The 21,532-nt window shown below is 73.0% G+C and carries 22 protein-coding genes; 15 read left to right on the top strand and 7 right to left on the bottom strand.

Translation table 11 applies throughout. From position 1 onward, the window contains the following. Window positions 1-6 precede the first annotated feature (6 nt). The 7 genes from EDF34_RS03350 (at window position 7) to EDF34_RS03320 (ending at window position 6,258) form a co-directional block, all read left to right on the top strand. Window positions 7-1,416, top strand: coding sequence for a PQQ-binding-like beta-propeller repeat protein (locus EDF34_RS03350; RefSeq protein WP_123369924.1), 1,410 nt, complete (start codon window positions 7-9; stop codon window positions 1,414-1,416). A gap of 185 nt (window positions 1,417-1,601) precedes the next feature. Next, window positions 1,602-3,374 carry a 2-isopropylmalate synthase gene (gene leuA, locus EDF34_RS03345; protein WP_123369923.1) on the top strand — a complete coding sequence of 591 codons (1,773 nt, stop codon included), beginning with the start codon at window positions 1,602-1,604 and terminating at the stop codon, window positions 3,372-3,374. A gap of 189 nt (window positions 3,375-3,563) precedes the next feature. After that, window positions 3,564-4,295 carry a DNA repair protein RecO gene (recO, locus tag EDF34_RS03340; protein ID WP_123369922.1) on the top strand — a complete coding sequence of 244 codons (732 nt, stop codon included), beginning with the start codon at window positions 3,564-3,566 and terminating at the stop codon, window positions 4,293-4,295. Between the two features lie 28 nt (window positions 4,296-4,323). After that, on the top strand, window positions 4,324-5,112 hold the full coding sequence (locus EDF34_RS03335; protein ID WP_123369921.1) for an isoprenyl transferase: 789 nt from the start codon (window positions 4,324-4,326) through the stop codon (window positions 5,110-5,112). Further along, window positions 5,109-5,489: a hypothetical protein gene (locus tag EDF34_RS03330; protein ID WP_123369920.1), complete on the top strand. Its 381-nt coding sequence runs from the start codon at window positions 5,109-5,111 to the stop codon at window positions 5,487-5,489. Before EDF34_RS03335 ends, EDF34_RS03330 begins: the two co-directional genes overlap by 4 nt. Before the next feature lie 34 nt (window positions 5,490-5,523). Then, window positions 5,524-5,886 carry a hypothetical protein gene (locus EDF34_RS03325; protein WP_148076564.1) on the top strand — a complete coding sequence of 121 codons (363 nt, stop codon included), beginning with the start codon at window positions 5,524-5,526 and terminating at the stop codon, window positions 5,884-5,886. A gap of 9 nt (window positions 5,887-5,895) precedes the next feature. After that, on the top strand, window positions 5,896-6,258 hold the full coding sequence (locus tag EDF34_RS03320; protein WP_123369918.1) for a VOC family protein: 363 nt from the start codon (window positions 5,896-5,898) through the stop codon (window positions 6,256-6,258). Between the two features lie 7 nt (window positions 6,259-6,265). Here the strand turns inward: EDF34_RS03320 and EDF34_RS03315 are convergent, their stop codons facing one another. Further along, window positions 6,266-6,874 (bottom strand): DedA family protein, encoded by a 609-nt coding sequence (locus EDF34_RS03315; protein ID WP_123369917.1) that lies wholly within the window; start codon window positions 6,872-6,874, stop codon window positions 6,266-6,268. A 159-nt stretch (window positions 6,875-7,033) separates the two neighbouring features. Between EDF34_RS03315 and EDF34_RS03310 the strand changes: the two genes are divergently transcribed. Next, on the top strand, window positions 7,034-8,419 hold the full coding sequence (locus tag EDF34_RS03310; protein WP_123369916.1) for a glycine--tRNA ligase: 1,386 nt from the start codon (window positions 7,034-7,036) through the stop codon (window positions 8,417-8,419). A gap of 43 nt (window positions 8,420-8,462) precedes the next feature. On the opposite strand, the gene EDF34_RS03305 is transcribed toward EDF34_RS03310, so the two are convergent. From EDF34_RS03305 to EDF34_RS03290, 4 genes are all read right to left on the bottom strand, one after another. Further along, a complete protein-coding gene (locus tag EDF34_RS03305; RefSeq protein WP_123369915.1) occupies window positions 8,463-9,965 on the bottom strand; it encodes a hypothetical protein in 1,503 nt (500 codons plus the stop codon). Further along, complete coding sequence (locus EDF34_RS03300) at window positions 9,962-10,606, bottom strand: SigE family RNA polymerase sigma factor (protein ID WP_123369914.1); 645 nt, start codon at window positions 10,604-10,606, stop codon at window positions 9,962-9,964. Before EDF34_RS03300 ends, EDF34_RS03305 begins: the two co-directional genes overlap by 4 nt. 123 nt (window positions 10,607-10,729) lie before the next feature. Continuing rightward, the gene (locus EDF34_RS03295; RefSeq protein WP_123369913.1) at window positions 10,730-11,794 is read right to left on the bottom strand and encodes a DUF4169 family protein; all 1,065 of its coding nucleotides are present in this window, start codon (window positions 11,792-11,794) and stop codon (window positions 10,730-10,732) included. After that, on the bottom strand, window positions 11,791-12,408 hold the full coding sequence (locus EDF34_RS03290; protein WP_123370642.1) for a SigE family RNA polymerase sigma factor: 618 nt from the start codon (window positions 12,406-12,408) through the stop codon (window positions 11,791-11,793). Before EDF34_RS03290 ends, EDF34_RS03295 begins: the two co-directional genes overlap by 4 nt. Before the next feature lie 119 nt (window positions 12,409-12,527). Between EDF34_RS03290 and EDF34_RS03285 the strand changes: the two genes are divergently transcribed. The 4 genes from EDF34_RS03285 (at window position 12,528) to EDF34_RS03270 (ending at window position 16,118) form a co-directional block, all read left to right on the top strand. Continuing rightward, complete coding sequence (locus EDF34_RS03285) at window positions 12,528-13,478, top strand: ABC transporter ATP-binding protein (RefSeq protein ID WP_123369912.1); 951 nt, start codon at window positions 12,528-12,530, stop codon at window positions 13,476-13,478. Then, window positions 13,475-14,245: an ABC transporter permease gene (locus tag EDF34_RS03280; RefSeq protein ID WP_123369911.1), complete on the top strand. Its 771-nt coding sequence runs from the start codon at window positions 13,475-13,477 to the stop codon at window positions 14,243-14,245. The genes EDF34_RS03285 and EDF34_RS03280 overlap by 4 nt, the downstream gene beginning before the upstream one ends. A gap of 77 nt (window positions 14,246-14,322) precedes the next feature. Continuing rightward, on the top strand, window positions 14,323-15,516 hold the full coding sequence (locus EDF34_RS03275; protein WP_148076563.1) for a sensor histidine kinase: 1,194 nt from the start codon (window positions 14,323-14,325) through the stop codon (window positions 15,514-15,516). After that, complete coding sequence (locus EDF34_RS03270; RefSeq protein WP_123369909.1) at window positions 15,513-16,118, top strand: DNA-binding response regulator; 606 nt, start codon at window positions 15,513-15,515, stop codon at window positions 16,116-16,118. The genes EDF34_RS03275 and EDF34_RS03270 overlap by 4 nt, the downstream gene beginning before the upstream one ends. 48 nt (window positions 16,119-16,166) lie before the next feature. Here EDF34_RS03270 and EDF34_RS17635 read toward each other — a convergent pair whose 3' ends face one another. Continuing rightward, entirely contained in the window at window positions 16,167-16,325 is a 159-nt protein-coding gene (locus tag EDF34_RS17635; protein WP_199737613.1) for a hypothetical protein, read from the bottom strand. 93 nt (window positions 16,326-16,418) lie between these two features. Here EDF34_RS17635 and dusB point away from each other — a divergent pair, with 93 nt between their 5' ends. After that, window positions 16,419-17,594 (top strand): tRNA dihydrouridine synthase DusB, encoded by a 1,176-nt coding sequence (dusB, locus tag EDF34_RS03265; RefSeq protein WP_123369908.1) that lies wholly within the window; start codon window positions 16,419-16,421, stop codon window positions 17,592-17,594. Here the strand turns inward: dusB and EDF34_RS03260 are convergent. Continuing rightward, entirely contained in the window at window positions 17,591-18,484 is an 894-nt protein-coding gene (locus tag EDF34_RS03260) for a carbohydrate kinase family protein (protein WP_123369907.1), read from the bottom strand. The genes dusB and EDF34_RS03260 overlap by 4 nt on opposite strands. A 39-nt stretch (window positions 18,485-18,523) precedes the next feature. On the opposite strand from EDF34_RS03260, the gene EDF34_RS03255 reads away from it, so the two are divergent. Together EDF34_RS03255 and EDF34_RS03250 are read left to right on the top strand one after the other, a co-directional pair. Next, a complete protein-coding gene (locus EDF34_RS03255) occupies window positions 18,524-20,779 on the top strand; it encodes a M28 family peptidase (RefSeq protein WP_123369906.1) in 2,256 nt (751 codons plus the stop codon). A gap of 63 nt (window positions 20,780-20,842) precedes the next feature. Continuing rightward, window positions 20,843-21,499, top strand: coding sequence for a dihydrofolate reductase family protein (locus tag EDF34_RS03250; protein WP_123369905.1), 657 nt, complete (start codon window positions 20,843-20,845; stop codon window positions 21,497-21,499). Window positions 21,500-21,532 lie beyond the last annotated feature (33 nt).

Genomic DNA, 21,532 nt, shown 5'->3' with positions numbered 1-21,532 from the left:
GCACGGGTGGGACCGCACGGCCGCGACCGCCCGCTGCAGATGGTCCTGCTCGACGACGACGAGCAGGACGATGGCTCGCGCGCGGCCGACGACGCCCCGAGGCTGTGGGCGTGGGCCCGCCGTCGGCCCCTGGTCGCGGTGATCGGGGGCTGCTCCGCCCTCGTCCTGGTCGCTGCGTTCGTCGTCGTCGCCCCGCGGCTGACCGCCGGACGCGAGCGGACCGCGGTGCTCTCGGCCGCCTCCTTCGAGGGGGCCGTCCACTCGCTCGCGCACCCGCTGGAGGAGCGCTGGAGCGTTGCGGCCGACAGCTCGGTCGTGCCCGTCCTCGTCGGGGACACGCTCGTCGTCGCCACGGACGACCCGGCGCACCACCTGGCCGGCATCGACGTGGTGACCGGCGAGCGACTGTGGGACCGGGGTCCGTTCGGGTCGGCCGGCTCGCCGGTGCAGGACTGCGTCGCGCTCGGCGGGAGCGTGGCGTGCGTCGCGGGCCGTCCCGGGCGAGGCAGCGACCCGCCCTCGAGCGTGGTGCTGCTCGACGCGACCGCGGGCCGGGTGCTGGCGGCCCACGACGTGCCGGGCCGGTGGGGCGAGATCGCCGCCGTCGGCCGTGACGTGGTGCTGGCCGGGTGGGTGCCCGACGGCCTCGGCGTGGTCCGGGTGGACCCCAGGACCGGCGCGGTGCGCTGGGCGGCGCCGCCGTCGGACCGCGCCCACCCCCGCGACACCGGGAACATCACCCTCGCGGCATCGGGGGACGTCGTCGTCGCGTCGTCGTTCCCGTCCCAGCTGGCGCTGCACGCCACCGACGGGACCGCCCTGCCGCTGGACGACGCCGACGACGTGGTCCGCCTGCGCACCGACGGCACCTACGTCCGCACGCGCTACCTGTCGAACGCCGGCTCGATCGCGGCCGCCTCGCGCGTGACCGACGGCACGGGGCAGGTCGTGCTGACCACGCAGGGGGAGGCGCTCGAGCCCTCGGTCGACGACCCGGCCTCGCCGCGGACCCTGACCGTCGAGGAGGTCGACGGCGCGGTGGCGGTGCGGGCGTACCTCGGCCGGTCGACCGAGGCGTCGTGGCTGGCCACCGAGCCGGCAGGATCCGTCGTGCTCGACGCCGGGGGCCGGGTGCTGCTGGAGCGCGAGGAGTCCCTCGTCGGCCTGGACGCCGCGACGGGGCGGCGCGTGTGGCAGCGGCCGGTCGCCGTGGAGCCGCGCGGGGTCTTCTCCGACGGGTCGCGCGTGGCGGTGCCCGTGCGGATGCCGGACGGGAGCCGGGGGATCGCGGCGTTCCGGCTCGACGACGGCGACCAGGTCTGGCGGGTCACGCTGCCCGACGACACGCGCCGGGTGGTGCGGCTCGGCGCCCAGCTCTACGTCCTGGCCGACGACAGGGTCGTCGCGCTGCGCTGACGCCCGCGCGTCTCGCCGTGCGAGCCGACTTGCTTCTCGCGCCGGGACCGGGAGTAGGGTGGCGCGCATGCTCGGGTACACCCTCCTTCTTCGCTGCCGCGGCGAGGCCTACTAGGCCGGATCCTCGCCGCGGTGTTCCGTGTGCCGGCTGGCCACCCGCAGACACGCAGCGAAGGATTGACCCCATGAGCTACCTCGAGACGAGCCCCCAGCAGCCGTCGCCGATGCCGATCCACAAGTACCGCCCGTTCCACGAGCAGATCCGCGTCGACCTGCCCGACCGCCGGTGGCCGGACACGCGCATCGAGAAGGCCCCGCGCTGGTGCGCCGTGGACCTGCGCGACGGCAACCAGGCGCTGATCGAGCCGATGAACCCCGCCCGCAAGCTCGAGATGTTCGAGCTGCTCGTCGGCATGGGCTTCAAGGAGATCGAGGTCGGCTTCCCCGCGGCGTCCCAGACGGACTTCGACTTCGTCCGGATGCTGATCGAGGAGGGGCGCATCCCCGACGACGTCGTCATCCAGGTGCTGACCCAGGCGCGCGAGCACCTGATCGAGCGCACGTACGAGGCGATCGCCGGCGCCAAGCAGGCCATCGTGCACCTGTACAACTCGACGTCCACGCTGCAGCGCGAGGTCGTGTTCCGCTCGGACGAGGACGGGATCGTCGACATCGCCGTCTCGGGCGCCCGGTTCTGCAAGAAGTTCGAGGAGCTGGTCCCAGACACCGAGGTCTTCTACGAGTACAGCCCGGAGTCGTACACCGGCACCGAGCTCGAGTTCGCGCTGCGGATCTGCAACGCGGTGCTCGACGAGCTGGCGCCGACGCCCGACCGCAAGGTCATCATCAACCTGCCCGCGACGGTCGAGATGGCCACGCCGAACGTCTACGCCGACTCGATCGAGTGGATGAGCCGCAACCTGCGCTACCGCGAGTCGGTCGTGCTGTCGCTGCACCCGCACAACGACCGCGGCACCGCGGTGGCTGCCGCGGAGCTGGGCTACCAGGCCGGTGCGGACCGCATCGAGGGCTGCCTGTTCGGCAACGGCGAGCGCACCGGCAACGTGTGCCTGGTGACGCTGGGCATGAACCTGTTCAGCCAGGGGATCGACCCCGAGCTCGACTTCTCCGACATGGACCACATCCGCCGGACCGTCGAGCGGTGCAACCAGCTGCCCGTCGCCGAGCGGCACCCCTACGGCGGCGACCTGGTCTTCACCGCGTTCTCCGGCTCGCACCAGGACGCGATCAAGAAGGGCCTGGACGCGCTGGAGAAGTCCGCCGAGCGCGTGGGCAAGACGGTCGACGACATCGTCTGGGCCGTGCCGTACCTGCCGATCGACCCGAAGGACGTGGGCCGGTCGTACGAGGCGATCATCCGCGTGAACTCCCAGTCCGGGAAGGGCGGCATCAGCTACCTGATGAAGTCCGAGAAGGACCTGGACCTGCCGCGTCGCCTGCAGATCGAGTTCTCCCAGGTGGTGCAGCGGCACACCGACGAGCACGGCACGGAGGTCACGGCCGACGAGCTGTGGCGGATCTTCGTCGACGAGTACCTGCCCGTCGAGGTCGGCAAGGTGACCACGCCGGTGCAGGACTTCGGTGACCTCGTGCCGTGGGGCCGGTTCTCGCTGAGCGGGACGCGAGCGACGAGCGTGCAGGACGGCGCGGACACGCTCGTCGTGGACCTCGTCGACCGCGGCGACTCGCGCACGATCGAGGGCTCGGGCAACGGCCCGGTCGCCGCGTTCGTCACGGCGCTCAAGGGCATCGGCGTCGACATCGCGGTGCTCGACTACGCCGAGCACGCGCTCTCGTCGGGCGGCGACGCCACCGCGGCCGCCTACGTCGAGTGCGCGATCGGCGACCAGATCCTGTGGGGCGTCGGCATCGACCCGTCGATCACGACCGCCTCGCTCAAGGCCATCACCTCGGCCGTCAACCGCTACCAGCGCTGACGACCTCCCGCTTCCGGCACCCGGGCACCACGGCCGCCCGGTGCCGGGCGTGCGGAGCGTCGTCGGCGACCCCGACGACGCCGCGCACGGATGCTCCCGCGCCGCCGACACCCGATCTCCACGCAGAGCACACCCCCGCTCGATGCGTGTTGCCGCGGAGGTGTCGGTGGTGCGGGGGACAATGACCGCGTGAGCCTCTACCGCGACGAGGCGATCGTGCTGCGCACCCATAAGCTGGGTGAGGCGGACCGCATCGTCACCCTCCTGACCCGCACGCACGGCAAGGTGCGCGCGGTCGGCAAGGGCGTGCGGCGGACCTCGTCGCGCTTCGGCTCGCGGCTCGAGCCGTTCATGCACGTGGACCTGCAGCTGTCCACGGGGCGCAACCTCGACATCGTCACGCAGGCCGAGACCCTCGGCGCGTACGGCCGCTCGGTGTGCGAGGACTACACGCTCTACACCGCGGGCACCGTGATGCTCGAGACCGCGGACCGGCTGGTCGAGGCCGAGCGCGAGCCCGCCGTGCAGCAGTACTGGCTGCTCGTGGGTGCCGTCCGTGCGCTGTCCACGCGGGAGCACGCGGTCGGCCTGATCCTCGACTCCTACCTGCTGCGCGCGCTGGCGATCGCTGGCTGGGCGCCGTCCTTCACGGACTGCGCCCGCTGCGGCGAGCCCGGCCCCCACCACGCGTTCGCGATCGCGTCCGGCGGAGCCGTCTGCTCGCGCTGCCGCCCGCCGGGTGCCGCGTCGCCGGCCCCGGAGACGTTCGCCCTGCTCGCCTCGCTGCTGTCGGGGGACTGGTCGGTGGCCGACGCGAGCGCCGAGCGGCACCGCGGCGAGGGCAACGGTCTGGTCGCCGCGTACAGCCAGTTCCACCTCGAGCGGCAGCTGCGGTCGCTGCCGATGGTCGAGCGCGTTTGACCCTCCGCCGGTAGCCGGGGGCGGCAGAATGGCGGTCGTGCCTCACGACGTCGTCGCCCCCTACCCGCACCCCTCGGGCGCTCGCCCCCCGGCCATCCCGAAGCAGTTCGTGCCCAAGCACGTCGCGGTCGTCATGGACGGCAACGGCCGATGGGCCAACGCGCGCGGCCTGCCCCGCGTCGAGGGGCACCGGGCGGGTGAGGCGTCGCTGCTCGACGTCGTCGCCGGCGCCATCGAGGTCGGCGTCGAGTACGTCTCCGCGTACGCCTTCTCCACCGAGAACTGGTCGCGCTCGCCCGAGGAGGTCCGCTTCCTCATGGGATTCAACCGTGACGTGCTGCGCCGCCGCCGCGACCTCATGGACTCGTGGGGCGTGCGGGTGCGCTGGGCGGGGCGGCGGCCGCGGCTGTGGCGCTCGGTCATCAATGAGCTCGAGACGGCGGAGGAGCGGACCCGGGGGAACTCGACCTGCACGCTGACGATGTGCGTCAACTACGGCGGCCGCGCCGAGATCGCCGACGCCGCGCAGGCGCTCGCGCGCGACGTCGCCGCGGGCAAGGTCAAGCCGGACCGGATCACCGAGAAGGTGTTCGCGCGCTACCTCGACGAGCCCGACCTGCCGGACGTCGACCTGTTCCTGCGCTCGTCGGGCGAGCAGCGGACGTCGAACTTCATGATCTGGCAGGCCGCGTACGCGGAGATGGTGTTCCTCGACGAGCCGTGGCCCGACGTCGACCGGCGCCACCTGTGGCGCGCGGTCGAGGAGTACGCGCGCCGCGACCGGCGGTACGGCGGGGCGGTCGACCAGCCGTCATGACGGGGATGCTCGGGCCGGTGGACCTGCTGGTGATCGCCGTGTGCGTGCTGGTGGCCGTCCGGTTGCGTGCGGCGGGGCGGTTGAGCAGGCGTGCGGCCATCGGGTTGGGCGCGCTCGTGCTCGTGACCGTCGTCGACCTGGTGATCCTGTGGGGCGGCCCCTGGCAGCTGGGCACGTGCGCCGGGCTGGACGTGCTGACGGGGACGGACGCCTCACTCCAGGCCTTCGCCATCGACGAGAGCGCGTGCCTGGACACCGCGGACATCCAACCCGCCCTGGCGCTGGGGCTCGAGCTGGCTGCGCTCGCGGCGGTCGTCGTCGCGCTCGTCCTCTCGGGCCGGCGGTCCGCTCGCCGGCGGACGAGCGACCACGCATGAGGTGGTCCTGGGCCGCGGACGGGCGAGCATCGTGATGGCGTACGTGCTGTTCGTCGATGTCGCGGTGCTCGGCATCATCGCTCTGACGTTCCTGACCCGCGCCGTGGACCGAGCCGGCTTCGGCGTGCCGGGCTGGACGCTCCTCGGGCTGGGAGCGGCGACGGCGCTGAGCATCGCACTCCTCGTGACGGAGCCGTGGTTCCGCGGGCACTGCGGACGGAGCGTGCTGACGCTCCTGACGACGTCGTTCGACATGGGCCCCGAGGGGCTGCCGGCCGGTTGTCGAGCGGCTCAGGGGCAGGCGGAGGTCGCCGTCCTCGTGGAGGCGGTCGCGGTCGTGGCGGCGCTCGTGGTGCTCGTGGCGCGGCCACGACGCGTTGTCAGTGCCCGTCGGTAGCGTGCCGGCATGACGATCTCACTGGGGATGATCACGTTCGACACGACCGACGCACCCACGCTCGCGGGATGGTGGGCGCGGCAGACCGGCGGGTCGGTGCACGCGGACCACGGCGACGAGTTCGTGCTCGTTCGCCCGTCGTCGGGCACCGGACCGATCCTGGCGTTCCAGCAGATCGCCGACCCGACGGCAGGCAAGAACCGCATCCACCTGGACGTCTCGGCCCCGGACCGGGAGGCGGAGGTCGACCGGCTTCTGGGCGACGGCGCGACGCTCGTCGCGCGGCACGAGGTGGGCGGCTTCCCGTGGGTCGTGCTCGCGGACCCGGACGGGAACCAGTTCTGCGTGGCTCAGGCGTCCGACGAGGGCTGAGCCGGCGTCAGTCCTCGTCGGAGGGTGCGACGTGCCGGCCGTGGTCGGCCTCGGGGCGCGTGGCGGGCGGGAGCGCCTGCATCTCGGCGGCACGGCGCAGCAGGCGTCGGCGCATCCACCAGGCGAGAAGCACTCCGAGCAGGAGCACGACGAGGATCAGCGCGACCGGCGACTTGGCGAACAGCCGGATCGCGCCCCAGACCGCACCGAGCCCGACCGTCGACCAGATGATGGCCCACGCGATCGAGCCCGGGACGGACGCGATGGTGAACTTGGTGTACTTCATCTTGATCAGCCCGGCGGACGCGAACACGGCGGTCTGCACGCCGAACGTCAGGTAGGCGAGCGACACGGCGGGGGCGCCCCACCGCCGCACCAGGTCGAGCCCGCGCTGCGCGGCGCGCGAGTTCGTCCACGCCTCGAGGTGCTCGATCATCGAGCGCCACCAGGCAAAGCCCTTGTCGGTCTCGTGCACGGTCTTCGCGCCGCGGATCACGCCACGGCCGGCCCAGTAGGTGGCGTGCGAGCGGGCCATCGCGACGACGAACAGGGCGCAGACGGCAACGATCAGCGACACCGAGCCGAGGCCGAAGGCGTCTAGGGGGTCGTCGTCCACGCCGCGATCCTAGAGGGCCACCGGTGACGCGCCCGGCGCGGACCGGCCCGGCGGCGCGCCGGTCCGGCCGGTAGCCTGGGCGGGCTCATCCCGCGGCACCCGGTCGCGGTCATCCGCCCGCCGCACCCAGCAGCGGGCCAACCCCTGGAGTGAACACTCGTGGCTGCACCGTCCCGTCTGGATTCCGTCGTCTCCCTCGCGAAGCGCCGTGGCTTCGTTTTCCCGAGCGGTGAGATCTACGGAGGGACGCGGTCCGCATGGGACTACGGCCCCCTGGGTGTCGAGCTCAAGGAGAACATCAAGCGTCAGTGGTGGCGCACGATGGTGACCAGCCGCGAGGACATCGTCGGCCTCGACTCCGCGGTGATCCTGCCGCGCCAGACCTGGGTCGCCTCCGGTCACGTCGGCGTCTTCACCGACCCGCTCACCGAGTGCCTGAGCTGCCACAAGCGGTTCCGCGAGGACCACATGCTCGAGGAGTTCGAGGAGAAGAAGGGCCGCGCTCCGGAGAACGGCCTGGCGGACATCGCGTGCCCCAACTGCGGCACCCGGGGTCAGTGGACCGAGCCGCGCGACTTCAACATGATGCTCAAGACCTACCTCGGCCCGGTCGAGGACGAGTCCGGCCTGCACTACCTGCGGCCCGAGACCGCGCAGGGCATCTTCGTGAACTTCAAGAACGTCTACACCACCGCGCGCATGCGCCCGCCGTTCGGCATCGGCCAGATCGGCAAGTCGTTCCGCAACGAGATCACCCCCGGAAACTTCATCTTCCGCACGCGCGAGTTCGAGCAGATGGAGATGGAGTTCTTCGTCGAGCCCGGCACCGACGAGCAGTGGCACCAGACCTGGATCGACCTGCGCACCGACTGGTACACGGACCTGGGCATCGCGCGCGACAACCTGCGCCACTACGAGCACCCGGCCGAGAAGCTCTCGCACTACTCCAAGCGGACCGTCGACATCGAGTACCGCTTCGGCTTCCAGGGCAGCGAGTGGGGCGAGCTCGAGGGCATCGCCAACCGCACGGACTTCGACCTCAAGACGCACTCCGAGCACTCGGGCCAGGACCTGTCGTTCTTCGACCAGGCCAAGAACGAGCGCTACGTGCCCTACGTCATCGAACCCGCCGCCGGCCTGACGCGCTCGCTCATGGCGTTCCTCGTCGAGTCCTACACGGAGGACGAGGCGCCCAACACGAAGGGCGGCGTCGACACGCGCGTCGTGCTCAAGCTCGACCCGCGCCTCGCGCCGGTCAAGGCCGCCGTGCTGCCGCTGTCCCGCAACGAGTCGCTCTCGCCCAAGGCCCGCGACCTCGCGGCTGAGCTGCGCCGGAACTGGAACGTCGACTTCGACGACGCCGGCGCCATCGGCCGTCGCTACCGCCGCCAGGACGAGATCGGCACGCCGTTCTGCATCACCGTCGACTTCGACACGCTCGACGACCAGGCCGTCACGATCCGCCACCGCGACGACATGACGCAGGAGCGGGTCTCGCTCGACCAGGTCACGAGCTACCTCGCCGCACGTCTGATCGGCTGCTGACCCCGACGCGCGTGGTGCCCCCCTGCGGCACCACGCGCGTCGTTCAGCCCATCGCCGCCCGGACGGCGTCGAACATGCCGGCCGTCAGGCTCGTCGTCTCGCACTCGGACTCGCTGACCTGGCCGCAGCCTGCCGCCGTGAGGGAGCCGTCCTCGGCCACGAAGACGACTCCCGTCGTCCCGGTCGCCGCTGCCGATCCTGGCTGGGCCAGGTACGCGTACGCGGAGCGGCCGTCCGTGCCGGGAACGGAGACGGTCGGCAGCTCGACGGCCCTCTGGTCGGCATCCATCCAGAGGTAGGTCTTCGTCGTCCCGGCCGGCACGGACCCGAAGGTGGCGGTGTCGTCGCTCTGGTCGAGCGTCGTCGCGGAGTAGTCGTCCTGCGCGCTCGAGAAGTCGACCTGGTACGGCTGGTTGGTCAGCGACTGCGCGCCGCGGTACAGCTCGGGCGCGGCCGTGAGGTCGTACATCCTCAGGTCGATCCACACTCGCCCGCCTGTCGAGTCCTCGCCGAGGTCGAGGCGTGTGCCCTCGCTCAGGGTCGTCGCCGCGGTGACGCCAGCCGAGACCTGGCGCGCCGACGTCACGCCCGAGGGCGGCTGGACCCCCGGGCCAAGGACGACCGAGCTCACGTCCCCGCCGAGTGCCTCGACCGCGGACGCCAGCATGCCGCCACCGTCGTCCTGCGCCGCGAGGCACGGGGCCGGCAGATCGCTGCACGCACCGAGCGGGTCGAACACCGCGCCCGACGCGGCGTCGACGAACAGCACACGCACGTCCTCACCGGGGATCACCGCGTTGCGCACCAGTCCGGCGTCCAGCTGCGCCGCGTACACCCGGGCGCCCGTGCCTGTCGGGTCGACGAACGTGGGCACCTCGACGGCGTTCGTGCGGTCGTCGGCAGCGCCGATCCCGCGCGGGAGATACAGGAGCACACGTGCGCCGGGCATCCACGTGGGCACCACGCCCGCGACCATCCGCACGTCGTCGTTCTCCGCCCAGGTCATCGATCCCGGGTACGTCCGCCCGATGGGGAACCGGTCGGCGGAGTCGCCGTCGGCCCAGATCACGACCGTCCCGGAGGTGTCCTCGGGGTCCAGGCTCAGCTCGAGCCCGTGGTCGGCGGTCACGCCGGCCGTGCTCGCGACCGTCGCGACGTCCGCGGACGACGCAGCCCGGATCAGCAACGTGCCGGCATCTCCTTCCTCACGGCCGAAGGTGAGCCCCGTGTCCCAGCCGCCACCGGCCGGGTCCGCGCCTGTCGCCGCCGTGATCCCGAGCCCTCGCGCGACGTCGACGACGGCCGCCGGCTGGCTCACCGACGGCGACGGGCCCGCAGGCTCGGTCCGGTCGAGCGCGAGCCCGTTGGCGTGCAGCGCCAGGCCGACGACGAGCGCCGCAGCCGCCCCGGAGATCGCGGTCAGGCTCGCTACCTGCGTGCGCCGCCGCTGGCGGCCCGCGCGGCGGACGGTCGCGACGTCGAGCGTCATCACGGGCAGCAGCTCGTCGATGCGGGCCCGGAGGTCGTCCTGGTCGGTGCGGCTCATCGCGCGTCTCCTTCACGATCGTCGGTCAGCGCCTCGCGGAGGGTCGCAAGCCCGCGCGACGACGTGGACTTGACGGTGCCGACGCTCACCCCGAGGACGGCCGCGACCTCTGCCTCGGGCAGGTCGACGAGATGTCGCAGCACGACGATGCGCCGTTGTCGTGGCGACAGGAGCGCGAGGGCACGCACGAGCTGGTCCCGGTCCTCGGTACGCGCGTGGTCGTCACTCACGGACGCCCCGACGCGAACGGTGCCCGCCGTGTCGGGCATCTCGTCGGGTGACGTCAGGACCTCGCGCCGCCGCCGGCGCCAGGTGTCGACCCGGAGGTTGACCAGGATGCGGCGGGCGTACGCGAGCGGGTCGCGGCGGGCCCGTGGCCACGCGGCGTACGTACGCACGAGCGCCTGCTGGGTCAGCTCCTCGGCGCGGTGGCCGTCCCCGCACAGCAACCACGCCGTCCGGAGCAGCGCCGGGCCGTGGGTGGTCATGAACGCGGTGAACTCGGCGTCGACCGAGTCACGCGCCGGGCTCGACGCGGAGCTCGACCGGCGCCGCACGCCGAGCACGTCGACGACCTCCGCGTGCGGGACGTGGACGGCGGGTCCGGGGTCATCGGCCGGGGTGCTGGCAGCGGTCGACATGGTGCTCACACCGTAGAGAACGCAGGACCCGCCCCGGAGGTTGAGTCAGGATGCCGATCACTTCTGACGCACGTCACGCCGGGCGCGCCCCTTGAGCGCCCGGCGTGACGTGTGCTCGGGGCGTCAGCCGCCCGGGAAGGTGATGGCGTCCAGCTGTGCCTGCGCCTTCTGGATGTCGTCCTCGGCAGCCTGCCGTTCCGCCTCGGTATCGGCGGCGGCCAGCCTGTCCTTGGCGGCGCGCGCGGCCTTTTCCGCATCGGACTGGCGCTGGAGGATGACGCGGAACTCTTCCTCGCCGGCGGCGGTGAAGGTGTGCAGGTAGTCCTCGAGGCCGGGGACCTCGTCGGCGCTGGTGCAGCGCAGGTGCGCAGGGCATGGCGCCTCGACGATCTGGCCGTCGTGCCCGACGAACGCCAGTCCCGAGCTGTCCGGCACCGCACCGGTGGTCGTGAAGGCCGTCACGAGCCGGCCGTTCCCGGCGTCGAACGTCGGCACCTCCTGCCACTGCGTTCCCGTGTCGTCAACGGTCCAGTAGACGACGCGCGGGAGCTCGAGATCCGCCGGCACGAGCGCCACGTCGAGCCGGTGCGTCGCGTCGGGCTCAGCGACGGCCCAGGCCGCCGTGTCGGCCGACGTGCCCGTGCTGCCACCCCAGGACCACACGGGCATGTCCTGCCCGAGATCGATCGGCTCGCCGAACTTGTCGGCGTAGGTGACCAGCAGCCCCGCGGTCCCGTCGGCTCGCGGGCCTCCCGTGAGCAGCACGACCGACGCGCCGTCGGGACCGGCGAGCGCGAGGTCGTGCTCCGCGGTGATCCCGGGGATCGCCGCGCTGATGCTGTGTGCTGGGGGTGCTGCCGGTCCCGGCAGGTTCACGGCCTGGATGCCGCCCGACATCGTCGCGAGGTCGCCCTCTCCGAGCGTCTGGGCGACCTGCGCGGTGGACGGTGGCTGCGTGGAGCGCCAGGCAGGCGCGGCATGGTCCCGCATGCCGGAGACGTTCACGGCGACCGTGGCCGCAGCAGCCACCGCGGCCACCGACGCGACGACCCGCGCGGCGGTGCGGCGGTGCGCATGCCGGTGCGCGGCACCGAGCACGGCGACCGGGTCGAGCACCATGGGCGGGCGGGTGCGCGCGGCGAGCGCGGCCAGGGTGGGATCGGGATCGAGCTCGGGGGCGATGGTCATGGGACCACTCCGTTCGGGTCGGTCTCGGCGAGGGTCTCGCGCAGGCGCTGCAGGCCGCGCGACGCGGTGGACTTCACGGTGCCCAGGCTCACGCCGAGCTCGGCGGCGACCTCCGCCTCGGGCAGCCCGACGAGGTGGCGCAGGACGACGACGCGTCGCTGGCGGGGACTCAGCAACGCCAGGGCGCGGACCAGCTGGTCACGGTCATCGGTCGGGCCGTGCGCGTCGGCGATGCCGCGCTCGGGCAGCTCGGAGGTGAGCACCTCGCGCCGCCGGCGCCGCCAGGTGTCGACGCGCAGGTTCACGAGCGTGCGGCGGGTGTACGCGAGGCGGTCCGTGGCGACGCGGTCCCACGACGAGTAGGTCCGCACGAGCGCCTGCTGGACGAGCTCCTCCGCGCGGTGCGCGTCGCCCGTCAGGAGCCAGGCGGTGTGCAGGAGGTGGCCCTGGTGCGCAGCCATGAACGCGGTGAACTGCTCGTCGCGCACGGCCCGGGAGGTCCGGGTCCCGCCCGAGACGACGACGTCGACGGTCTCGGGCGTGCTCGCCTCTGCCGGCGCGTCCGGTGGGTGGGGATCGGCGTGCGCGACGCTGCGCACGAGCGGGATCGGCATGGTGGTCACACCGTAGAAGACGCACGACCTCGGCCGAAGGTTGAGTCATGACATCCGTCATGTGCGACTCGTGACGCACGGCGGGGGAGCGGCGCTCGGCAGCGCGCCAGGATCGAGTCATGACCACAGAGCTGCTCGACACCCCGACCACGGGGACCCTCGCGCTCGACCTGCGCGGGCTGCGCAAGTCCTTCGGCACCGTGCGTGCCGTCGACGGCCTGGACCTGGCCGTCCGTCCCGGTGAGGTCGTCGCGTTCCTCGGCCCGAACGGCGCCGGCAAGACGACGACCATCGACATGCTGCTCGGCCTGGCCGAGCCCGACGAGGGCACCGTCCAGGTGCTCGGCCTCGAGCCGTCCGCGGCGATCGCCGCCGGCCGCGTGTCCGCCGTCATGCAGAGCGGCGGCCTGCTCAAGGACCTGACCGTCGCCGAGACGATCGAGCTGACCGCCTCGTTCTTCCGCGGCACGCGCTCGCCGCGGGAGGTCATGGAGCGCGCCGGGATCGCCGAGATCGCGGACCGCCGGGTCGGCAAGTGCTCGGGCGGCCAGCAGCAGCGGCTGCGGTTCGCGCTCGCGCTGCTGCCGGACCCGGACGTCATCGTGCTCGACGAGCCGACGACCGGCATGGACGTCGAGGGCCGCCGCGACTTCTGGAACGCGCTGCGCGCCGACGCCGCCCGCGGCCGCACCATCATCTTCGCCACGCACTACCTGGAGGAGGCGGACGCGTACGCGGACCGCATCGTCCTGGTCAGCCACGGCCGCATCGTGGCCGACGGCTCCGCCGCGCAGGTCAAGAGCCTGACCGCGGGACGCACGGTCTCCGCGTCGTTCGAGGGCGCGCTCGACGAGGCCGCGCTGCGAGCGCTGCCGGGCGTGCAGGACGTCGAGGTGCGGCGCGAGCGCGTGATCATCCGCACCACGGACTCCGACGCCGTCGCCCGCCACCTGCTGACCGCCACGGACGCGACCGACCTGGAGATCGCCGCGCGCGGCCTCGAGGACGCGTTCCTGGCCCTGACCACCGACCACGCCGCCACCCACGAGTCCATCGGGAGCATCGCATGACCGCCGTCGCCGTCCCCGTCACCGGGCCCCGTCGCGGGCTCAACGCCACGTTCCTGACGATCGAGCTGCGCCGCCTGCTGCGCAACCGGCGCGGGATCATCTTCACGCTCGTCATGCCGCCGGTGTTCTTCCTGCTCTTCGGCACGGTGAGCAGCTACAAGACCGAGTCCGTCGGCCACGCGAACGTGACCGCCTGGATCATGATCTCGATGGCCCTGTACGGCGCCATCCTGGCCACGACGAGCGGCGGGGCGAGCGTCTCGGTCGAGCGGGCGCAGGGCTGGACGCGCCAGCTGCGGCTCACGCCGCTGAGTCCCACGACGTACGTCGTGACGAAGGTCGCGGTGGCCATGGTGATGGGGCTCGGCGCGGTCGTCGTGACGGCCGCGGTCGGCATGGCCTCGGGCGCGACCGGTGACACGTCGCGCATCGTCGCGTCGCTCGCCCTCGCGTGGGTCGGGTCCTCGGTGTTCGCCGCGTTCGGCCTGTTCATGGGGTACCTGCTGCCGTCCGAGAACGTCATGCAGATCCTCGGTCCGGTGCTCGCACTGCTGTCCTTCGCCGGCGGCCTGTTCATGCCGCTCGGTGACGGTGTCTTCGCGACGATCGCGCAGTTCGTGCCGACGTACGGCCTGGCCGAGATCGTGCGCGGACCGATCACCGACGAGGGGGTCTCGATGTGGGCGGTCGTCAACGTCGTGGCCTGGGGGATCGTGTTCGTCGTCGGCGCGGCCTGGCGGTTCCGCCGCGACACGGCCCGGGTGTGACCAGCACGCGCGACGCGCGACCCGGCGGCCCGAGCGGCGCCGGGTCGCGCGACTGCGCGGACGATAGCGTGGGCGCCGTGACGACGTCCTGGCGCGGGCGGCTGCGGGACAACTGGCCGCAGGGCGACACCGCCCTGTACGTGACCCGGCCCGGGCGCGAGGACCTGCCCCCCGGGCGCGCACGCCGCACGATGCGCGTGATCGGCCCCGTGATGGGGATCGTCTGGGCGGTCTTCCTCCTGCAGCCGTGGCAGTCCGCGTGGGACAGCTCGCCGGGCTGGGAGCGGGTCGTCTCGCTCGTCGCGATCGCCGGCCTGGCGATCTCGTTCGCGTGGGTGGTCCTCACCCACGCGGGTCCGCACGGCCAGACGATGGAGCCGCGCCGCGCCGCGCTCTTCCTGCTGGGCCAGACGGGGCTCGTCGCGCTCGCGTGCCTCGCGGCCGACCAGGACGGGCTCGTCGGCCTCGTGTTCGTCTGCGTCTCCGGGATCTTCCTGCTGCGCGACCCGCGCGCGCTCGGCCTCGCGCTGTGGTCGGCCGTGCTCATCGTCGTCGTGCCGCGACTGGTCCCCGGGTGGGACACGATCGACGACCTGGTGATCTCCGTGATCCTGGCGTCCGTCGCGGTGTTCGGGTTCACGCAGCTCGTGATGCGCAACCGTCAGCTGCAGCTCGCGCGCGACGAGGTCGCGGTGCTCGCCGTCGAGCGCGAGCGCGAGCGCATCGCGCGCGACATGCACGACGTGCTCGGCCACTCCCTGACCGTCATCTCGGTCAAGGCGGAGCTGGCCGCGAAGCTGTTCGACGTCGACCCCGCGCGCTCGCGGACCGAGATGCTCGAGGTGCAGAACCTGGCGCGCACCGCGCTCGCGGACGTGCGCGGCATGGTGACCGCGACCCGCGCCGTGACCCTGTCCGGGGAGCTCGCGGGCGCCCGGCAGGCCTTCGACTCGGCGGCGATCGAGGCCGTCGTCCCGGGCACGATCGACGAGGTGCCCGAGGAGCTGCGCGTGCTGTTCGCGTGGGCGATCCGCGAGGGCACCACCAACGTCCTGCGGCACTCCGCCGCGTCCCACGTGCAGATCACCATGACGGCCAACACGCTCACGGTCGACGACGACGGCACCGGCCCGGCCGCCGACGAGCGCGGCAACGGACTGCACGGCCTCGTCGAGCGGGCGCGGGCGGCCGGCGCGCGCGTCGAGGTGTCCACGAGCCCGCTGGGCGGGTTCCGCCTGCTGGTCACCACCACCCGAGAGGTCGCCCCGTGATCCGCCTGCTCCTGGCCGACGACCAGGCGCTGGTCCGCGGCGCCCTGGCCGCCCTGCTCGACCTCGAGGCGGACCTCGAGGTCGTCACCCAGGTGGGCCGCGGCGACGAGGTGCTGGCCGCCGCCCGCGATCACGCGGTCGACGTGGCGCTCCTCGACGTGGAGATGCCCGGCCTCGACGGGATCACGGTGGCCGCCGAGCTGCACCGGCGGCTGCCGACGTGCCGCTCGCTGATCGTCACGACGTTCGGTCGCCCGGGCTACCTGCGGCGCGCGCTGGACGCCGGCGCGAGCGGCTTCGTCGTGAAGGACACCCCGGCCGAGGAGCTCGCCGACGCGGTCCGGCGCGTGCACCGCGGGCTGCGCGTGGTGGACCCCGACCTGGCCGTGGAGTCGCTCACGGTGGGCTCGTCGCCGCTGACCGAGCGGGAACGCGACGTGCTGGTCGCCGCGGCGCGCGGTGGCACGGTCGCGGACATCGCGGGCGCGACCTTCCTGTCCGAGGGGACGGTGCGCAACTACCTGTCCGCGGCGATGGGCAAGACCGGCGCCCGCACCCGCGCGGAGGCTGCCCGCATCGCCCAGGACAACGGCTGGCTGTAGCGGTGGCGGGTCCTCGCCCGACGCGCTCGGCTGGGCGTGTCGGGCGAGCTAGCGCCCGACGTTGCGGTTCCCGCGGCCGACGATGACGAGGACCACGCCGATGACGGCGAGGATCAGCCCGACGTAGACGAGGAACTGACCGAGCCCGGCCAGGCCGAGCACGAGCAGGACGAGGCCGGCGATGATGAGGACGAGCCAGAGGGCCACGGGGAGTTCCTTCCGTCGGAGCAGTCCCGCCACGATCCCAGCGTTCACGGCCTCCCGCACGGCGAGCGGCGCCGGGGTGGGACACTGGGTGCCATGACCACGACCACTGCGAGCACGGGCACGTCCGTGCTCCCGCCGCTGCGGATCGGGCCCCTGACCATCGACACCCCCGTGGTCCTCGCGCCCATGGCCGGGGTCACCAACGCCGCGTTCCGCCGCCTGTGCCGCGAGTCCGGCGCCGGGCTGTACGTCGCGGAGATGGTGACCAGCCGCGCCCTGGTGGAGCGTGGCGAGGAGTCGATGCGGATCATCTCGCACGAGCCCGACGAGCGTCCCCGCAGCGTGCAGGTCTACGGCGTCGACCCGGCCACGGTCGCGGCGGCGGTCCGGCTCATCGCGAGCGAGGACCGCGCGGACCACGTCGACCTCAACTTCGGCTGCCCCGTCCCCAAGGTCACCCGCCGCGGCGGGGGAGCCGTGCTGCCCTGGAAGCGGGACCTGTTCCGCTCGATCGTCTCGTCGGCCGTCGACGCCGCCGCGCCCTACGGGGTGCCGGTGACGGTCAAGATGCGCAAGGGCATCGACGAGGACCACCTCACCTACCTCGAGGCCGGCCTCGTCGCGCAGGAGGTGGGCGTCGCCGCCGTCGCCCTGCACGCCCGGACCGCGGCGGACTACTACTCCGGCACGGCCGACTGGGAGTCGATCGCGCGTCTCAAGGAGACCGTCACCGACATCCCGGTGCTGGGCAACGGCGACATCTGGTCCGCCGAAGACGCGGTCGAGATGGTCAGGCAGACCGGTTGCGACGGCGTCGTCGTCGGCCGCGGCTGCCAGGGCCGCCCGTGGCTGTTCGCCGACCTCGCCGCCGCGTTCGCGGGGTCCGACGAGCGCATCAGGCCCGGCCTGGGCTACGTTGCGACCGTCGTCCGCCGGCACGCCGAGCTCATGGTCGAGCACTTCGGCGAGGAGTCCAAGGCGCTGCGCGAGATGCGCAAGCACATGGCCTGGTACTTCAAGGGCTACGTCGTCGGCGGGGAGACGCGCGCCGCGCTCGGCCTGGTCTCGACGATGGCCGAGCTCGACGACCGGCTCGCCGGTCTCGACCTGGACCAGCCCTACCCGGGCGAGGCCGCCGAGGGGCAGCGCGGTCGCGCCGGATCGCCGAAGCGGCCGATCCTCCCGTACGGCTGGCTCGACTCGCGCGAGCTGTCCGAGGACTTCGCGCGCGACCTGCACGAGGCCGAGCTCAGCGTCTCGGGAGGCTAGACCCGCCGCACGACGACGGAACGGGCCAGCTCGTCGGCGGCCCGTGCCGTCGCACCGGGCGCCCCGAGGTCGCTCGTCGTGACCGCCAGAGCACCGGTCGCCGAGGCGCGCGCCAGGGCGGCGCCGGTACCCAGCCCGGCGAGCGTCGCGCTGAGCAGCCCCGCGAAGAACGCGTCACCGGCGCCGTTGGTGTCGACGACGCGCTCGACGGGGGCCGCGCTGACCGACCACCACCCTTCGGCGTCGAGCGCGACCGCCCCGCGTGCGCCGTCCGTGCACACCGCGAGCCGGCAGCCGGCCTCCACGCGCGAGCGCAGGTAGGCGCGCGGGTCGGCCAGCCGGTCGGCGCTGACCAGCAGGACGTCAGCCGCGTCGGCGAACGGGCGGGCGTACTCGCCGGTGCCGTCGTCGTCGTGCACGTCGCACCAGACAGGTATGCCGCCCGAGCGTGCCGCGGCGAGCAGGGGGAGCGAGGAGTCGGCGAGGTCCAGGACGGCCACGGTCGCGGTGTCGAGCGCGGCGAGGACCTCGGGCGGTGTGCCCCCGGACGCGGGCAGCTCGAGGTAGATCGAGACCCGTGAGCCGTCGTCGGCCATGAGGTTGACGTGCCGCTCGGTGCGGCCGTCACGCGCCGGTCCGGCCAGCAGGGTGATGCGGTCGTGGGCCAGGGCGGCGCGGACCCGGTCCGCCGGCTCGTCCGCCCCGAGCAAGGTGGACAGCGTCACGTCGACACCCAGTGCGGCCAGCGTCACCGCCTTGCCCGCAGACGTCCCGCCCAGCCCGTCGTGGTGGCCGTCGGCGAACAGCGTCTGGGACACCGGGGAAGGCAGGGACGGGAGGCGGACGAGCGTGTTCCACGCCGCCGCGCCGTTGACCAGGACACTCACCATGGCGTCAACCTAGCGGCGCCGCGGTGCGATCATGTCCGCGTGGATCAGCCCTTCCGGCCGCGGGCGACGACGCTCGCCGCTCTCGTCGTCCTTGCCGCCCTCACCTTCCTCAGCCTCTGGTCCGTGTGGCCGCCGGCGCCGAAGGGGGAGGACGCGCCCGCGGACCAGTTCAGCGCAGCGCGCGCGTACGACCACGTCGAGACCATCGGGCAGCAGGTGCACCCCGCGGGCAGCCCCGCCGCCGGGACGGTCCGCCAGTACATCGTCGACACGCTGACGGGCCTCGGCCTGAGCCCCGAGGTGCACGAGGGAGTCGGCGCGACGGGCGCGCTCGGCTCCACCTACGGGCTGGCGCACGTGAGCAACGTGGTCGCGGTGATCCCGGGCACGGACTCGACCGGGCGGGTCTTCATGGTCGCCCACTACGACTCCGTGCAGGTGTCCTACGGCGCGAACGACGACGGTGCCGGGACGTCCACGCTGCTCGAGACGGCCCGCGCGCTGACGCAGGGCACGCCTCTGCGCAACGACATCGTGCTCGTGTTCACGGATGCCGAGGAGGCGTGCCTGTGCGGCGCCGAGTCGTTCGTGCACGACGACCCGCTGGCCACCGACGGTGGCGTGGTGCTCAACTTCGAGGCGCGCGGCGCCTCGGGCCCGGCGATCATGTTCGAGACGTCGCGCGGCAACGCCGCCCTGGTTGACGAGTACGCGCACGTCCCGTACCCCGTCGGCAGCAGCATGGCCGTCGAGGTCTACCGGATCCTGCCGAACGACACCGACTTCACCCCGTTCCGCGAGCAGGACCGCTTCACGGGTCTGAACAGCGCGTACATCGACGGCTCCGCGGTCTACCACTCACCGGAGGACCGGCCCGAGTACATGGACAAGGCGAGCCTGCAGCACCACGGCTCGAACGCGCTCGCGCTCGCGCGCACCATCGGCAACGGCGACGTGGCCGAGCTCGCGCAGCCCTCGTCGGGCGACGCGACCTATTTCCCCGCGCCCGGCACGCTCGTGCGCTACCCCGGCTGGCTCGTGTGGCCGTTCGCGATCGCCGCGGTGCTGGCCGTCGCGGCGTTCGGCGCGGTCGCGGTGCGGCGGGGCCTGGTCGCCCGACGACGGCTCGTCGCGGCGCTGCTGCTCGGCGTGGTGCCCATCGTCGCGGTGGCGGTCCTGGCCCAGCTCATGTGGCTCGCGCTCGTCGCAATCCGGCCCGGGTACGGCGAGATGATCGACCCGTGGCGGCCCTGGTGGTTCCGCGCCGGGCTGGTGCTGCTCGTCGCGACCGTGCTGCTCACCTGGTACGCCGCGCTGCGGAACCGGGTCGGTGCCACCGCGCTCGCGGTCGGCGCCCTCGCGTGGCTCGCGCTGCTCGGCGTCGCGCTCGCCGCTCTCACGCCCGGCGGGTCCTACCTCGCCGCCCTGCCGGCCCTCGCGGGTGGCGTGGCGGGCGTCGTCGCGGTCCTCGTCCGCAGCGAGACCGGCGGGCTCGTCGCGCACACGGTTGCCGGCGCGGTCGCGGTCGTCGTGCTCGCGCCGATCGTGCTGCTGTTCATGCCCGCGCTCGGGCTGGCGACGGGCGCCGCACCCGCGCTGTTCGCGGTGCTGCTCGGGATGGTGCTGCTCCCGGTCCTGGACGGTGCGCTGCCGCGTGGGCGAGGGCGCGCGCTGCCGGCCGTCGTGGCGGCAGCCGCGACGGTCGTCTGCCTCGGCGTCGGCCTCGTCGTCGACCAGTTCGACGCCCGTCACCCGCTGCCCACGCAGCTGATGTACGCGCTCGACGCGGACACCGGCAAGGCCTGGTGGGCCAGCCAGGAGGTGAGGCCGAGCGCGTGGACCAGCCAGTTCGTCTCCGGCTCCGAGGACCTGTCTGCGACGTTCCCGATGCTGTCCGACGGCGAGGCGACCGGTCCCGCGCAGGCCGCGGACCTGCCCGCGCCCGTGGTGGGCGACGTCGTCCGCACCGGCAGCACCGTGAGCTTCACGGTCACGCCGCAGCGCGCCGTGCGGCTCGTCGGCCTGACGGCTTCCGGCGTGCGGACCGCGGTGGTCGAGGGCCGCGACGTCCTCGTCACCGACGGGACGTTCGACGTCGTCTTCAACGCCCCGCCGGCGGACGGGGTCCACGTGACGCTCACCCTGACCACGGCGGACCCGGTCCAGCTGCGCGTGACCGACGGCAGCGACGGGCTGGCGGACCTGCCCGGCTTCCGGGCACGTCCGACGGGCGTCGGGATCGAGGGGTCGCACACCTCCGAGCTGGTGCTCGTCGGGACCACCGTGACGCTCTGACAGCGATCTGTCAGTCGCCGGTGGTTGGATCTCGACCATCGGCTCGTACCTCCAGGAGAAGACATGTCTCTCGTTCGCGTGCACAACTTCACGGTCTCGCTCGACGGCTTCGGCACCGGCGAGGGCCAGAGCCTCGACGCCCCGTTCGGGCATGCCGGCCATCGGCTGATGTCCTGGGCGTTCACGACCCGCACGTTCCGCGGGATGGGCATGCACGGCGAGGGGGAGGGGTCGTTCGGCGTCGACGAGTCGTTCGCCAGCCAGTGGGCCACCGGCATCGGCGTCGAGATCATGGGCCGCAACAAGTTCGGCCCGCAGCGCGGCCCGTGGGCGGACGAGGAGTGGAAGGGCTGGTGGGGTGACGACCCGGTGTTCCACACGCCCGTCGTCGTGCTGACCCACCACCCGCGGCCGGTGCTCGAGATGGAGGGTGGGACGACGTTCCACTTCGTCGACGCCGACCCCGTGACGGCGCTCGCGCAGGCCCGCGAGCTGGCCGGCGACCTCGACGTCCGGATCGGGGGCGGCGTCGCGACGGTGCGCCAGTTCCTCGAGGCCGACCTGATCGACCACCTGCACGTCGTGGTCGCGCCGATCGTGCTGGGCCGGGGCGAGCGGCTGTGGGACGGGCTCGAGGGACTGGAGGAACGCTTCGAGATCGAGGCGACGCCGTCGCCGTCCGGGGTCGTGCACCTGATCCTGACGCGCCGGCCGCGCTAGTTCGCGGCCCGGCGTGCACGCTGCTGCAACGCC

This window comes from Cellulomonas sp. PhB150 (assembly GCF_003755175.1).
GTDB lineage: Bacteria > Actinomycetota > Actinomycetes > Actinomycetales > Cellulomonadaceae > Cellulomonas.
This window is presented reverse-complemented; position numbering and strand designations above follow the sequence as displayed.